The sequence below is a fragment of the Paenibacillus sp. FSL H7-0737 genome (assembly GCF_000758545.1).
GTDB lineage: Bacteria > Bacillota > Bacilli > Paenibacillales > Paenibacillaceae > Paenibacillus_AQ.
In genome coordinates, this window is the sequence record NZ_CP009279.1 from 5900708 (window position 1) to 5915456 (window position 14749).

Consider the following 14749-nt stretch of genomic DNA (forward strand, 5'->3'; position numbering starts at 1 on the left):
AAACCTTCACTATCTCATGCAGAGTTTAACGCTGCCCTGGAGATACCCCATACTTTACAGAAGAAAAATAGGAACGGCAACAACTACGAATACAGCCTATCCTCAGATCAATAAACGAGATAGTCATAAAAAGGTCCTTCGCCATATGCGAAAGACCTTTTTTATCAGACATATCAAGCATAAACCCTTCGGCGTCCTTAATTATTGGCGGTACGCTGCCAGCTTGTTATTCAGTTCACGGGTCTGACCGTAGACTTCCTGATAGAGGTTAAATAAACCGTCATAGATCGCCGCTTGCTTCGGATCTGGTTTATACACATCCGCAGGACGGATGAAAGCTTCTGCACATGCACTAAGAGAAGTGAACCAGCCGCTACCGTAAGCTGCCAACATCGCTGCTCCCATAGCCGGACCCTGCTCACTTTCAAGCTTCACGATGGATGCATTGAAAATATCTGCTTGCATCTGGAGCCATGCCTCATTTTTAGCCCCGCCACCGATCGCAATGATTTCTGTAATCTCTTTGCCTGAATCACGTACAATCTCAATAGATTCACGTAGCGAAAAGGTGATGCCTTCTAATACAGAACGTGTAAAATGAGTCAACGTATGCCCTGAATCCATACCAATAAAGCTTCCGCGAATATTCGCATCTGGATGAGGTGTACGTTCCCCTACGATATAAGGTGTAAAGAGCAGTCCGCCGCTACCCGCTGGAATGGAAGCTACTCCACTTAGCAATTCATCAAAGCTTTTGTCTGCCGCAAAGGTTTCTTTGAACCATGTAAGGCTATGACCAGCCGCTAGAGTAACGCCCATGATATAGTAGGCATCTTTTTCACCATGGTTGAAGAAATGGACTTTGCCTTCGAGATTTAAATCTTTGTTGCTCTCATAGGAAAGAACTACACCAGATGTACCAATACTGCACATCGTCCGACCTTCACCAAGGACACCTGCCCCAAGTGCTCCACATGCATTATCCGCACCACCAGCAAATACCTTTGTTGATGATAAAAGACCTGATGCTTCCGCAATATCCGGCAATAACGTTCCTGTCTGTTCAAAGGACTCTACCAGTCTAGGACAAAGGGAAAGCGGCAGTTCAAAAGCTTCAGCAATTTCAGCACTCCACGTTTTAGAACCTACATCTAATAGAAGCGTTCCTGCAGCATCGGAATAATCCATCGCATAATCACCGGTCAACCGGAGACGGACATAGTCTTTTGGCAACAGGAACTGATGCGCTTGTGATAATACCTCAGGTTCATTCTCTTGTATCCATAGAATTTTAGGAAGTGTGAAGCCTTCCAGCGCACGGTTTCTAGCAACCTCAATAAGCTTTGCTCCGAGCGTCTTCTCAATTCTTCTGCACTGTGCAGTAGTACGAGTATCATTCCAAAGAATGGCCGGACGAAGCACTTGCCCTTCCTTATCCACTAGTACCAATCCGTGCATTTGCCCGGAGAAGCTAAGACCATCAACTTGTGATGGATCTATGCCCGATACTTCAATCAAACGACGAAGACTGACCAGCGTACCTTTTACCCAGTCCTCAGGATTTTGTTCGCTCCAGTTCGGCTGCGGTCTGCTTAGCGGGTAGGACTCGGAATGCTCAAAAGCCACCTTGCCCTGTGGGTCCACTAGAACAGTCTTCACTGCGCTAGTGCCCAAATCTACACCAATAACGTATTTCATTTTTTACCTCCTAAAAGTTTTATGGAGCTTAGCTACTTGATTCTCTTCGCAATAAAACTTACTTCGAAAGCATCCTGCTTAGTTTTATGAGCATAAGCTTCATTGAATTACTTCGAGTAAAACTTACTTCGTAAGCATCCACTTAGTTTTATGAGCGTTTCTAGAATATCTTTGTACAAAAAGGGGGCTGCCGAAGAATGCTCTCTTCAGCAACCCCCGTTGCATTTGTTCAAACTGGATTCAAAGCCTAAGCTTCAAGGTCCCTGTAAAGACTACTCAGCCAAGATGTATTGGTTAAGGGTAGCTCTCAAGTATTCTTGGCGTCCGGATTGGTTAGGACGTGGGTTCTCATTGTTCAAAGCATATTCAGCCAAGGAAGCCAAAGTTGCTTTGCCGGATACGATGTCCGCACCAACGCCTTCATTGAAGCTGCTGTAACGTTTTTCAACGAAATCTTCGAATACGCGATCTTCGATCAATTTAGCAGCTACTTTCAAGCCTTTTGCATAAGTATCCATACCAGCGATATGTGCTAGGAACAGATCCTCAGGCTCAAAGGAAGGACGACGTACTTTAGAGTCAAAGTTGATTCCGCCTTTGCCAAGACCATCATTCTTGAGTACTTCATACAGTGTAAGTGTTGCATCGTAGATGTTAACTGGGAATTCATCTGTATCCCATCCGAGCAATGTATCACCTTGGTTAGCATCAAGCGATCCGAGCATGCCGTTGATACGAGCTACACGAAGCTCATGTTCAAAAGTATGACCTGCAAGCGTAGCATGGTTAGCTTCAAGGTTCAGCTTGAAGTGCTTGTCGAGATTGTATTTTTGTAAGAAAGAGATCGTTGTTGCTGCATCGAAATCATATTGATGTTTCGTAGGCTCTTTTGGTTTAGGCTCGATCAGGAATTGACCGTCAAAGCCGATTTCCTTAGCGTAATCTACAGCCATGCTGAACAGACGAGCAATGTTGTCTTGTTCAAGACCCATATCTGTATTCAGCAATTCTTCGTAACCCTCACGACCGCCCCAGAATACATAGTTGCTAGCGCCCAGACGTTTACCAACTTCCAGACCTTTCTTCACTTGTGCTGCTGCATGTGCGAAAACATCAGCGTTAGGTGTAGAACCTGCACCGTGCATGTAACGTGGGTTAGTGAACATATTAGCTGTATTCCACAACAATTTCTTGCCGGAAGTCTTCATGCCTTGTTCAAGGATATCAACGATAGTGTCGATGTTGCTGTAGAATTCACGCAAAGATGCGCCTTCAGGTGCGATATCTACATCATGGAAGCAGAAGTAAGGCAGATCCATCTTGTCCATAAATTCAAATGCTGCTTCAGCGCGAGCCTTAGCTTTGTCCAGACCGTTCAATTTGTTCCAGCTGCGAATTGCTGTTTCAGCGCCAAACGGATCAGAACCGCCAGCAGTTAATGTATGCCAATAAGCCATTGCAAATTTCAGATGTTCTTCCATAGTTTTGCCGGCTACGACTTCTTTAGGATTGTAAAATTTAAATGCGAAAGGGTTGGTGGAACGGCTTCCCTCGTAAGAGATTTTGTTCACTGTCTCAAAATAAGCCATTGTGTAATCCTCCTCAATTTGTGCTTCGCCCGCAAGCGTTTACAGGATCATCTTAACACATCTTTTGGACTTTGTATATTGGTTAAACAAAGTTTTGATAAGTTTTTTATGACCATTTTTTGGGACCCTGTCTAGCCTCCTCTCTCCTCTTCCCCAATATAGGAGATCCCTGTTGGAAAATTTCCTCTGGACGCTACGTATTGCAATTTGCAGCACATCACTCTAGACTAAGTGGCATACAACAAATGGGAACTATGCCAAGCTAAAATGCCTTTAGCGTCCTTTTAAGGACGGTAAGCGTTTATGCGAGAATTATAAGGAGAAAGTATACCGTGAAGCTTATACTTTCTTATAATTTAAGAAGGATGTGTGATTTGTGAAGGTTACTGGAGACCAAGCGCTGGTCAAAAAAATAAATAAATCGATTGTACTACATACCATTCGAAGACACTCTCCACTCTCGCGCGCGAAGGTCTCAGAGATGACCGGACTGAATAAAGCTACTGTGTCCAATTTGGTAGCCGAGCTGTGCACGCAAGAATTGGTAACTGAAGTTGGACCTGGGGAATCAAGCGGTGGCCGCAAACCGTTAATGCTGCATTTTAACACGATGGCTGGTAGTGTAATCGGCATAGAATTACGGGTAAAGCAGCTAACAGCGGTCTTATGTGATCTGAGCGGGGGCATTCTTTACGAAAGCGATTTTTCTTTAGAAAACCATGATTTCCCTTACGTTCTGGAACAAATGAAAAAACTTATCTCAGGCTTGATTATCAACGCTCCAGAATCCCCTTACGGCATCGTCGGCATCGGAGTAGGTGTCCCCGGGATGGTGGATGAAAATGGTGTTGTACTCTTCGCTCCCAACCTTGGCTGGGAAATGGTCGAGCTGCGAGCGATCCTCGAAGCTGAATTTTCCGTTCCTGTCACCATTGATAACGAAGCGAACGCGGGTGCACAGGGTGAACTCAACTTTGGAGCGGCACGAGAGGTAAGGCATCTCCTTTACATCAGTGCGGGATCAGGGATCGGATCTGGAATTATTATTGGTGGAGAACTATACAAGGGTGCAAGAGGATATGCCGGCGAAACCGGACATATGACGATTGAAGCCCAAGGCAAGCCTTGCAGTTGCGGGAGTCGTGGCTGTTGGGAGTTATATGCCTCTGAGAAAACTTATGATAATCCCGATCTCTCCCTCCCTGCCCATACTACGCCAGAGCTGGTTCGCTATGCAGCCGGCGGGCAAGAAGACGCCCTGCATCACTTCTCAACGATGGGTGAATATCTCGGTATCGGGGTGACCAATCTAATCAATAGCTTCAATCCAGAGCTTATTGTGATCGGTGGGGCATTGTCTGAGGCTGAAGAATGGCTAGGCAAACCGCTGCGCCGGGTTGTAGCTGAGCGTACTCTTCCTTACCATAAGCAGCAACTCGAAATTACATTCTCTAAGCTCGGCAGCCGTGGAACGATGATCGGCGCAGGTTTCTCTGCTGTTATGCATTTCCTGGGCGATATTCGGGTGACCCTATAATCCATAACGGTAAGCGAAGCGTTTATGTGAGAAATATAAGAATAATTTATAGCGTGGAACATATACATTCTTATATTTTGAAATAATTGACGTAAAATTGACGCATTTGAGTGAATCAAAAGTGCAGTAAAAAGAACAGAAATCCTATATAATAAAGGTCAAGCTAGTGTGACATTTATCACTACAACCCCTTTTTTGAAATGGAGAGCGAGTCCATGACCTATGTTGATACGTCTGATATCTCGGCACAGATGTTCATCACTGTGTTGCTTTTTCTGCTCATTATTGCCCCTTTGATCAGCCTCGGCGTGCTCCGTTTTTTTCAAGCTAAAAAGAAATCAGGATTTATTCTTATTGGCAGCGGCGCTGCTGTATACGTACTATTTCAGCTCATTACATCTTTCACTCAAACCTAAACTCTACTTCTAGATCTACTTTCATAAAAATAGTCTGCGCACAGATGCGTCAGACTATTTTTTGTATGCTTAAAGCTCGCAAGCATTTTATACTTTCTTATATTTCAAAAAAGACCGCCTCCTGATCGGAAGCGGCCCATTACAATTTCCTTACGGAAATCTTATTTAACAAGAAGAAACGACTTTATCGTCCTATTAAGACGACATCGGTTCCTCGTAGAAATATAAGGATATTATAGTTGTGCAGCATATAAATTCTTATATTTTTAAACAGTCGCGAGTGCTTTGTCGAACTGAGTTTTGTTCATGCCAACAATTTTATGCTCACCGATTACAGTTACAGGAATAGCCCTCACTCCCATGTCCCATACTTGCTGCGCAAAATCATCGTTCTGCTCGACATTGCGTTCTTCGTAGGATACGCCTTTTTCGCTTAAAAAGCTCTTCACCTGACGGCAATGCGGGCAATTTGTTGAGGTATATACAATTACATTCTCCATGGTATGACCTCCTATAAAAGATATACAGTGATGATATCAATTGTAGCAATGAGGGTTTTTCAAACCAAATTATAGAATAACTGCACTGTGCTCCAAGCTTTCGATATATTTCTCAGCATCCATAGCTGCCATACATCCACTACCTGCTGCAGTAATCGCTTGTCTGTAACGAGTATCCTGTACATCACCACATGCGAACACACCTGGGATATTAGTTTCGGAAGTGCCTGGGTTCGTCATGATATAGCCATCCGCATTGGTTGTGATCTGTCCACCTAAGAAAGAGGTATTAGGGTGGTGGCCAATCGCAACAAACACGCCGCTTGCTTCGATGATTTCTTCTTCACCAGTCTCATTGTTAAGCACTTTTAGTCCATTGACGCCTCTTTCGCTCGAAGTCACTTCCAGAGGAGTACGGTTCAAGTTCCAGTCTACTTTAACATTAGCGCGTACACGATCCTGCATGATCTTCGAAGCACGCAATTCTCCACGACGGTGCACCAAAGTCACTTTGGAAGCAAAACGAGTCAAGAAACCCGCTTCCTCAAGTGCGGAATCTCCGCCACCAACAACCACGATCTCTTTATTACGGAAGAAAAATCCGTCACAGGTAGCGCAGGTGCTCACACCGCGTCCTACGTTATCTTGCTCCCCTGGGATACCGAGGTATTTTGCTGTAGCGCCTGTGGAAATGATCAATGTATCTGTAGTAAGAACACCCATTCCTTCAACATTCAGCTTAAAAGGGCGCTCTCCAAGTTCTACACTGTTCACCCAGCCCGTACGGAATTCTGCACCAAAACGTTCAGCTTGTTTACGCATATTATCCATCAAATCAGGGCCCATGATTCCTTCAGGAAATCCAGGGAAATTCTCCACTTCTGTAGTTGTGGTTAATTGTCCACCGGGTTGAGGTCCTTCGATGACTAGTGGGTTCAAATTGGCACGAGCCAAATAGATAGCGGCGGTTAATCCTGCCGGTCCAGTACCAACAATTATTGATTTATACATATCTATGTCCTCCTTGAGCTAAACGGCAATGACGTCGCTTCTTATTTAAAATAATTATAATGTAGTGTTAATTATGATAACTGAAAGCAAATATGTCAATATGCCAGACTCCCAAGTTCCGAAACTATTTTGTGAACAATTTAATTTCAAAAAATATTATCGCAATAATCTTAGTCCATTTAGAATCACTAATATCGTACTGCCTTCATGCCCTATCACGCCAAAAGGAAGTGCGATCCCTTGCACAAAGTTGCTGATCATAAGCACTGCAATCACAGTCACAGCAAAAATCATATTTTGCTTCACAATACGCTGCGAACGACGCGCCAATGATATGGTTGAAGCGATCTCTTCTATATTATCATTCATAAGCACTACATCGGCTATTTCAAGTGCTGCGCCGCTTCCTTTCATACCCATCCCCATGCCTACGGTTGCTGTCGCCAAAGCAGGTGCATCATTCACACCATCACCAACCATAACAACGTGACCATACTTTTCACGTAGTGCTTTGATATGCTTCACTTTATCCTCCGGTAATAGATCGGCAAATACCATATCCACTCCAGTTGTACCTGCAATAACCTGAGCTGTAGCGTCACGGTCACCCGTAAGCATTGCCACCTTAATCCCAAGCTCCTGCAGCTTCCGTACTGCGGCTTCTGCTTGTGGGCGAACCGTATCCTGTAAAGCAATCATTCCGGCAATTTGCTCGCCGTCCAGAATGATGGAGACGGTCTTCCCTTCTTCAGCCAACTGCTGCCGCTTAAGTTTCCAATGCTCTAGTTCAGGATTCATAGCAGATGGAGTCAGCTCATCGAGCAAATTAGACTTCCCTATTCTCCAGAGATGTCCGTCGATTTGACCTTCAATCCCCCAGCCTGTGATGGTCTTACTGTCTTCTACTCCCTGTAGCGCTAAACCTTCCTCTTCCGCTTTACGCACAATCGCTTCCGCCAGTGGATGACGGGACATATGCTCAATGGATGCGCTAACCGTTAGCAACTCTTGCCGACTGTAGCCTTCACCTGCAATAAAATCAGTTACCTGAGGAGTTCCCTCTGTAAGTGTCCCTGTCTTATCGAATGCTACAACCGTTGTGCGTGCCATATTTTCCAGATGGACCCCGCCTTTAAACAGAACCCCTTTTCGCGCACTTTTGGAGATGGCTGACAACATCGCTGGCATAATGGAAGAGACCAGAGCGCAAGGTGATGCTACTACTAGAAAGACCATCGCTTTATAGAAGGTTGCGCTCCAGCTCCAGTCCAGCAAAAACGGTGGAAGAATAATCAATGCCACTGTCGAGGCTACGACAACCCGTGCATAGATGGCTTCTAGTCTTTTAATAAAACGCTGCGAGTTAGGAACTTCCGTCTCTGCCTCTTCTACCATTTTGATTATTTTAGCAAAAAGGGTGTTCTCAGCTGCTTTCGTTACCTCAATATAAAGGGGGCCTTCTCCATTCACAGTGCCTGCAAAAACTTCACTACCGGCACATTTCTCTACAGGAACCGATTCTCCCGTAATGGAAGCCTGATCTACTGCCGATTCCCCCCGATATACCTTGCCGTCTGCCGGAATTAAATCTCCCGGGCGCACAAGCAGCAGATCTCCGATCACCAACTGGTCAATATTAACCTCATTCATACTTCCTTTTTCAATGCGCATAGCCGTAGCCGGTTTGAGTGCCATCAGCGAGGAAATATCCTTTTTACTACGTTCCATCGTATAACTCTCTAATGCTCCACTAAGTGCAAAAATGAAAATAAGCATAGCACCTTCATTCCAGTATCCAATGGAAGCTGCGCCTAGTGCGGCTGCAATCATTAATAGGTTCACATCGAGATCTCGTTCTTTGACGAGCGTTTCTACGCCTTCTTTTGCCTTGTTCCAGCCACCAATCGTATAAGAAATGACATAGAGCGCTATGGAAAGAATTTCTGACCATCCACTAACTGACCAAGCAAAAAGCATAAGCAGTCCGCTGCCCAGAGCAGCCTGCATTTCAGAATTGCTGAGCATGGCACGCGGATCGAACCGGCGCTTTGGAGCGCCTGGCTTCTTCATGCTGCCAGAGATTGATTTTTGTTTAGGTAAATGTTTTGATGTTACTTGCATAATAATCGCCGTCCTTTAAAGTTTTTGTGGAGCTTTACTTCATTGACTCTACTTCGCAACAAAACTTGCTTCGTGAGCATACGCTTTGTTTTGTGGAGCCTAACTTCATTGGTTTTTCTTCGAAACAAAACTTAGTTCGTGAGCATACGCTCTGTTTTGTGGAGTTTTGCTTCTGCCAAGTGAGAATGAGAGCCATTATTAAGACCCCTAAAATGACACATGCTGCCCCGGCTTAGCCGGGACAGCATGATTGAAAACTATAGGTAGTGAGAATGATAATCATTGTTGCAATAGTACAACTATATTTCCTTAGTGCAACTTATATTTTAATCATACCACCTGGAATTAAAAAGTAAAGCCTATCTATTCAGCTAAACGCCATTTATTTCAGAATATGTGTTAGCTGCCCGTTTAGTGGCGAATTTTATCTAAAAGCTCTGTTGAAGAAGAGCTCCCAACCATAAATTACAGTGATCATTCAATAACCAAGAGCAATGATCCTCTAATAATAAAGAGCAGTGATTCTCCATTAACGGCAGAATCACTGCTCTTTTGTCTTTTTATCGATTCTAAATGAAACGTATCGTCTTATTTAGAAGAGAAAGCGGCTTAAGTGACAGCCGCTTCATTGTTGTCCTACTGCCTTCCACCGGCGGCAGTATCCAGTGTCTCCTGCTGCCTGGCGATCCAGATCAGACAGGCTGCTCTAAGCAGTGCTTCGGTCCGCTGACCTGCGCTGCAAAAGATCCCGCTGAGGCCGATCTGATACAGATCGGCCAAAGCCGACGCCGCCGGAGTCCCCGCGGCGAGAACTACCGCAGCCGGCTTCACGCTCCGCACGGCGGCAAGGATCTCCCCCGCCGCCAAGGTGAAGCCCTCTGCGGCGGCCCCTTCCGGCGCGAGCTCGCTCGCCGCGCCGTCGAGCACTAGGAAATCGGCGATGCGCGCGATTTCCGCGGCGGCGGAGGGCTCCACATCGGGCGCGATCAGCGCCCCGATGCGGCACGCCGCCGCATAAGCGTGGCCGAGTGTCTGATCGGCCACGACCTCGATGAATTCGCGCTTTGCGGCGAATTCGGCTCCGCTTGCGGTGTAGGCGACCAGCAGGTCAAGGCGGCAATCGCCGCCTTGACGCTGGCTCTCCGCCACCGCAGTAAAAAGCGCTTCGAGCTGCGCGTCCTGAAGCGCGGCGAGCTTTGCGGGCTGCGCCGCAAGCTCCTCTGGATGCAGCAGGGTGACTGCTGCCCATTCACCATCCGGTGATTCCAGCAGAGCTGTGGTGGCTGCTTGCAATCGGTAATAGATCCGCTGCAGCATTCGATTAGCCTGCAGCTCATCCTCACTGGATAACCAATGCTCATAAAGACAAAACAGTTCAGGTTCAAGCAGCCATTCCTCACTTCGTATCAGACAAGGACCGGCTTGAACGGACCTTGCGCCTTCCCGTGTAATCGGACGCTCTTCTCGTTCTTCACGTCCTTCACGCAATACTAAGAAGGCCGACTGTTCTCCAGGTCGTTTAAAATAAGAACGGTTCAAAGGTTCTACAACATCCTTCTGCTCTACCCCGGTAATAAATTCTGCGGCAGCGGAGGCAACGGATCCGGCTTGGCTCATTTCCATCCCAACAGCCCGATCACCGGCCTTATACATGAACTTGAACGGGCGCTCTTCACTACTCCGAAAACCATCCTGCTGACGTTCACCCTTCATCTTCGCACCCACCCTTTATCTTTGGATTGCTGCCGGTACGCCTAGTAAATAAACATCATGCCACCGACATCTTATTACCACACTTATAAATACGGGAACCTCCCATGAAATATGCAAGCGTTGCCAAATCATATGAATAATTTGCCTTATTAAATCACAAAAAAGGCATCGCCACATAGCAGCAGATGCCTTCCTTGAACTTCATTGTTCTATTGTTGACTTGCGGCAATGGCCTGTTCCAGATCATAAATAATATCATCAATAGATTCCGTACCAATCGATAAGCGGAGTAATTCCGGAGTTACTCCCGCTGTGGTTTGCTCTTCATCCGACAGCTGTGCATGTGTTGTGCTTGCAGGGTGGATAATCAATGACTTGGAGTCACCGACATTCGCCAAATGCGAGAACAGCTTCACATTTTCAATCAGCTTGCGTCCCGCAGCACTTCCACCTTTAATACCGAAGGTAAGGATCGCGCCTTGACCTTTAGGTAAATACTTTTGCGCTAATTCATGAGATGGATGAGTAGGAAGTCCAGAATAACTTACCCATTCTACATCTGCGTGTGCCTCCAAATATTGCGCAACCTTTAGTGCATTCTGGCTGTGACGTTCCATCCGCAAATGGAGTGTCTCGAGCCCTTGCAACAGCATCCAAGAGTTAAATGGTGAAATAGAAGCACCTAAATCGCGAAGTAATTGAACACGGGCTTTGATAATATAAGCAATCGGTCCAACAGCTTCCGTATAAACAACGCCATGATAACTTGGATCAGGCTCTGTAAGTCCTGGGAACTTACCGCTTGCCTTCCAATCGAACTTACCACCGTCTACAATAATTCCACCGATAGATGTACCATGCCCGCCGATGAATTTAGTTGCCGAATGAACAACGATGTCAGCTCCATGCTCAATCGGACGCAGTAAATATGGGCTTGGGAACGTATTATCCACAATAAGAGGAATTCCATGTTCGTGTGCGATCGCTGCAACGGCTTCAATATCTAGTACATTCCCCTGTGGGTTACCAATAGTTTCTGCATACAAAGCTTTGGTTTTATCATTAATCGCAGCACGGAAGTTCTCTGGATTATCCGAATCCACAAAATGCACCTTAATGCCAAGCTTAGGCAGCGTTGTAGAAAAAAGATTATAAGTTCCACCGTATAGGCTTGCCGCAGATACAATTTCATCCCCAGCGCCCGCAATATTTAGAATGGAGAAAGAAATAGCCGCTGCCCCGGAAGCTGTAGCAAGTGCACCTGCTCCACCTTCTAGTGCTGCCAAACGCTGTTCAAATACATCTGTAGTCGGATTCATCAGCCGAGTGTAAATATTACCGAATTCTTTGAGCGCAAACAGATCCGCTGCATGATCAGCATCACGGAATCCATAAGACGTGGTCTGATAAAGCGGTACAGCACGTGCGAAAGTAGTTGGATCAATTTCCTGGCCTGCATGAACAGTCAAAGTTTCAAATGACAGCTTACGGTCTTCTGACATAGGTATTTCCTCCCTTTATAAATATGAATAGAAATCTTTAACAAATAATAATTGTACCCATTCTCTCATAAACGACATCATTTGAAAAGAAAAAAATCTTATTATTCCGGTGCGAATTATTATATTTTGATTTATTCGAAGGAAAGCATGTCCGATGAACATCAGATAACGCTTTCAATAAAAATTTTTAAGCCGAAGAAACATGTATAACAATATGTACCTGACACAGAACATCTACGCAATAAAAAATAGAATAGCGGCGGATAAAGCTTATCCACCTCATCTCACCGCTACTATTTTACTTATCTTCTTTTAGTAATTGCTTTGGCTTGTTTCACCCTTAGCAATAGCTACACCGCCGCTGGTACCAATACGGCTTGCACCAGCTTGTACCATTACATGTGCATCTTCTGCACTACGAACACCACCGGAAGCCTTCACACCCACATTAGGTCCAACCGTTGCACGCATCAGCGCGATATCTTCCTTCGTTGCCCCACCTGTAGAGAATCCTGTGGATGTTTTTACGAAGTCTGCTCCAGCTTCAACAGAAAGCTTGCAGGCACGAACCTTTTCTTCTTCCGTTAATAAACAGGTCTCGATAATGACCTTAGTCAGTGCTTTGCCGCGAGCTGCGTCTACAACTGCTGCAATATCACGTTTAACCAACTCATTGTTACCATCTTTCAGCGCTCCGATGTTGATGACCATATCCACTTCACCTGCACCATTAGCGATAGCATTGGTAGTCTCAAATGCTTTGGTCTCTGTTGTCGAGGATCCGAGCGGGAAGCCGATAACTGTGCAGACTTTAACCTCAGGCGTATCCTTCAACACTTCATGGGCAGTAGCTACCCAAGCAGGGTTTACGCAGACTGAAGCAAACTTATATGCTTTTGCTTCCTCTGCCAATTTAACGATATCTTCTTTCCGTGCATCAGCTTTAAGCAGTGTATGATCAATGATCCGCGATAGTGTAATTTCGCTCATTTTTGTCATTCCTCCATGATTTGGATAGTGAATTTTTTTCATCTCTGTAATCATACCAATAGAACTCTGCTTTGCAAAGTCGACTGGACGATCAGACCCACCCTAACCTCGATTAACTCATATAAATACACTTAGAGAAGGTCATTATTTACTAAATTATCTTTTCAAGTTAATTTTATACCTTCTTGTATTTTTTAAAATATAAAGGATAATCCCCCTAAACTTTCCCATTAAAAAATACGATAATATCTATATAAATGGGTTTTTTAGCCTATTTATTTAAATTTTTCTTTCATCATATTTAGGAGGAGATCGATTTAAAATGGGAAACTTTAATTTCACCTCAAACGCTGCAGCCCAAAAACTGAATGTACAAGTAGAAGGTTCTATGTCACCGGAGGACGCCGGGCGCTTCATTCAGGAGTACAACCAAATCGTAAGTACATTTGACCCAGCACAATATGAGATCATTTTAGATTGCAAGACATTAAACGTATCCTCGCCCGACACTCTTCCTATGCTTGAGCAATGCTACATACTGTATAAAGAATCAGGTTTTAAAAAAGTAACCTTCATTATTGCCAAAAGCCCTGTCCTAAAAATGCAGCTAAGCCGAGTAGCCCGGGCAACAAAATTAGAAAATTACGAAATTATTGAAGCATAGGAGGTTTCATTTGGGACATATAACCATCCGACAAGCCGCTTATTACCATCCGGAACATGTCGTATCTAATGATTATTATCTGGAGCATTTCCAGAGTATGGGCAAGGACATTAAGCGATTCCTAGAAGTCATGGGTCGTGACCGGAGATACATCGTAAACGATAAGGATGAAAATGCCCTAACGATGGGACTCAAGGCCGCCCAAAAAGCGCTACAAGAAGCCAATTTACAAGGTGAAGATATGGATATGATCATGTTCGCTTCACAGACACCGGAATATACCTATCCTACCAACGCACTTCTGCTGCACCACATGCTACATGGTAAACATCGGACCATTACGCAAGATTCCAATGCCAACTGTGCAGGAATGGTGTCTGCTGTAGAGCAGACAAGTCGTTATATGCAAGCTAATCCTAGTATCCGGTACGCACTCGTCGTGGGAAGCGACTATAGCTCAGTGCACTGCAATACGGATGATGAAATTACTTACCCTAACTTCGGGGATGCCGCAGCAGCTGTCATTCTGGAACGAAGTGGCGAGCAATCAGGCTTCATTGACTCCCTTTATTACACTGATTCTGAGGGATCTGAGAATATTATGTTCCCTGCTTGCGGTTTATCGAATATTTATCACGAGGACATTACACCTGAGCAAATTCGGATACGCTGGACACCCTTTGACGGTACTGTTTGTGTAAATGCGGCGGTTGCAGACATGAAAGAGCTTCTCTCAAGAAACGGCCTGACTACAGATGATATATCTGCCTTCTGCCTTTCACAATTCTCTCTCAAAAATATCGAACTCATCCAAGAGGGGCTTGGACTTACTGATGAGAAATTCATCTATGTAGGCGACGAGTTCGGGTATACGGCTACAAGCAGTCCTTTTATCGCCTTTCAACGCGGAGTCGAAGACGGACGAATCAAACGTGGCGATTATGTCTTCTTCTGGTCGGTTGGTGCTGGTTGGCAAATTCCTACAATGCTTTATCAATATTAATAGCA

Annotated in this window: 12 protein-coding genes; 4 read left to right on the forward strand and 8 right to left on the reverse strand. The window is 45.1% G+C overall.

Features of this window, described 5'->3' with window-relative positions:
* Window positions 1-201: 201 nt before the first annotated feature.
* Both xylB and xylA read right to left on the reverse strand, forming a co-directional pair.
* A complete protein-coding gene (xylB, locus tag H70737_RS25775; protein ID WP_042191893.1) occupies window positions 202-1698 on the reverse strand; it encodes a xylulokinase in 1497 nt (498 codons plus the stop codon).
* 272 nt (window positions 1699-1970) lie between these two features.
* Entirely contained in the window at window positions 1971-3287 is a 1317-nt protein-coding gene (gene xylA, locus H70737_RS25780; protein ID WP_042131068.1) for a xylose isomerase, read from the reverse strand.
* Between the two features lie 376 nt (window positions 3288-3663).
* Here xylA and H70737_RS25785 point away from each other — a divergent pair, with 376 nt between their 5' ends.
* Together H70737_RS25785 and H70737_RS25790 are read left to right on the forward strand one after the other, a co-directional pair.
* Window positions 3664-4824, forward strand: a complete 1161-nt coding sequence (locus H70737_RS25785; RefSeq protein WP_042191895.1) for an ROK family transcriptional regulator — start codon at window positions 3664-3666, stop codon at window positions 4822-4824.
* Between the two features lie 215 nt (window positions 4825-5039).
* Entirely contained in the window at window positions 5040-5240 is a 201-nt protein-coding gene (locus H70737_RS25790) for a hypothetical protein (RefSeq protein WP_042191897.1), read from the forward strand.
* Between the two features lie 266 nt (window positions 5241-5506).
* On the opposite strand, the gene H70737_RS25795 is transcribed toward H70737_RS25790, so the two are convergent.
* The 6 genes from H70737_RS25795 to deoC form a co-directional block, all read right to left on the reverse strand.
* A complete protein-coding gene (locus H70737_RS25795; RefSeq protein ID WP_042191899.1) occupies window positions 5507-5740 on the reverse strand; it encodes a glutaredoxin family protein in 234 nt (77 codons plus the stop codon).
* A 69-nt stretch (window positions 5741-5809) separates the two neighbouring features.
* Complete coding sequence (gene trxB / locus H70737_RS25800) at window positions 5810-6751, reverse strand: thioredoxin-disulfide reductase (RefSeq protein ID WP_042191901.1); 942 nt, start codon at window positions 6749-6751, stop codon at window positions 5810-5812.
* A 156-nt stretch (window positions 6752-6907) separates the two neighbouring features.
* On the reverse strand, window positions 6908-8872 hold the full coding sequence (locus H70737_RS25805) for a heavy metal translocating P-type ATPase (protein WP_081951213.1): 1965 nt from the start codon (window positions 8870-8872) through the stop codon (window positions 6908-6910).
* 636 nt (window positions 8873-9508) lie between these two features.
* Window positions 9509-10585: a hypothetical protein gene (locus tag H70737_RS25810; RefSeq protein ID WP_042191903.1), complete on the reverse strand. Its 1077-nt coding sequence runs from the start codon at window positions 10583-10585 to the stop codon at window positions 9509-9511.
* Window positions 10586-10794: 209 nt separating this feature from the next.
* The gene (locus H70737_RS25815) at window positions 10795-12087 is read right to left on the reverse strand and encodes a homocysteine synthase (protein ID WP_042131076.1); all 1293 of its coding nucleotides are present in this window, start codon (window positions 12085-12087) and stop codon (window positions 10795-10797) included.
* 312 nt (window positions 12088-12399) lie between these two features.
* Window positions 12400-13077 (reverse strand): deoxyribose-phosphate aldolase, encoded by a 678-nt coding sequence (gene deoC, locus H70737_RS25820; RefSeq protein WP_143759565.1) that lies wholly within the window; start codon window positions 13075-13077, stop codon window positions 12400-12402.
* 322 nt (window positions 13078-13399) lie between these two features.
* Here deoC and H70737_RS25825 point away from each other — a divergent pair, with 322 nt between their 5' ends.
* A complete protein-coding gene (locus tag H70737_RS25825) occupies window positions 13400-13741 on the forward strand; it encodes a hypothetical protein (RefSeq protein ID WP_042191906.1) in 342 nt (113 codons plus the stop codon).
* A gap of 10 nt (window positions 13742-13751) precedes the next feature.
* The gene (locus H70737_RS25830) at window positions 13752-14744 is read left to right on the forward strand and encodes a ketoacyl-ACP synthase III (RefSeq protein ID WP_042191908.1); all 993 of its coding nucleotides are present in this window, start codon (window positions 13752-13754) and stop codon (window positions 14742-14744) included.
* Window positions 14745-14749: the final 5 nt, after the last annotated feature.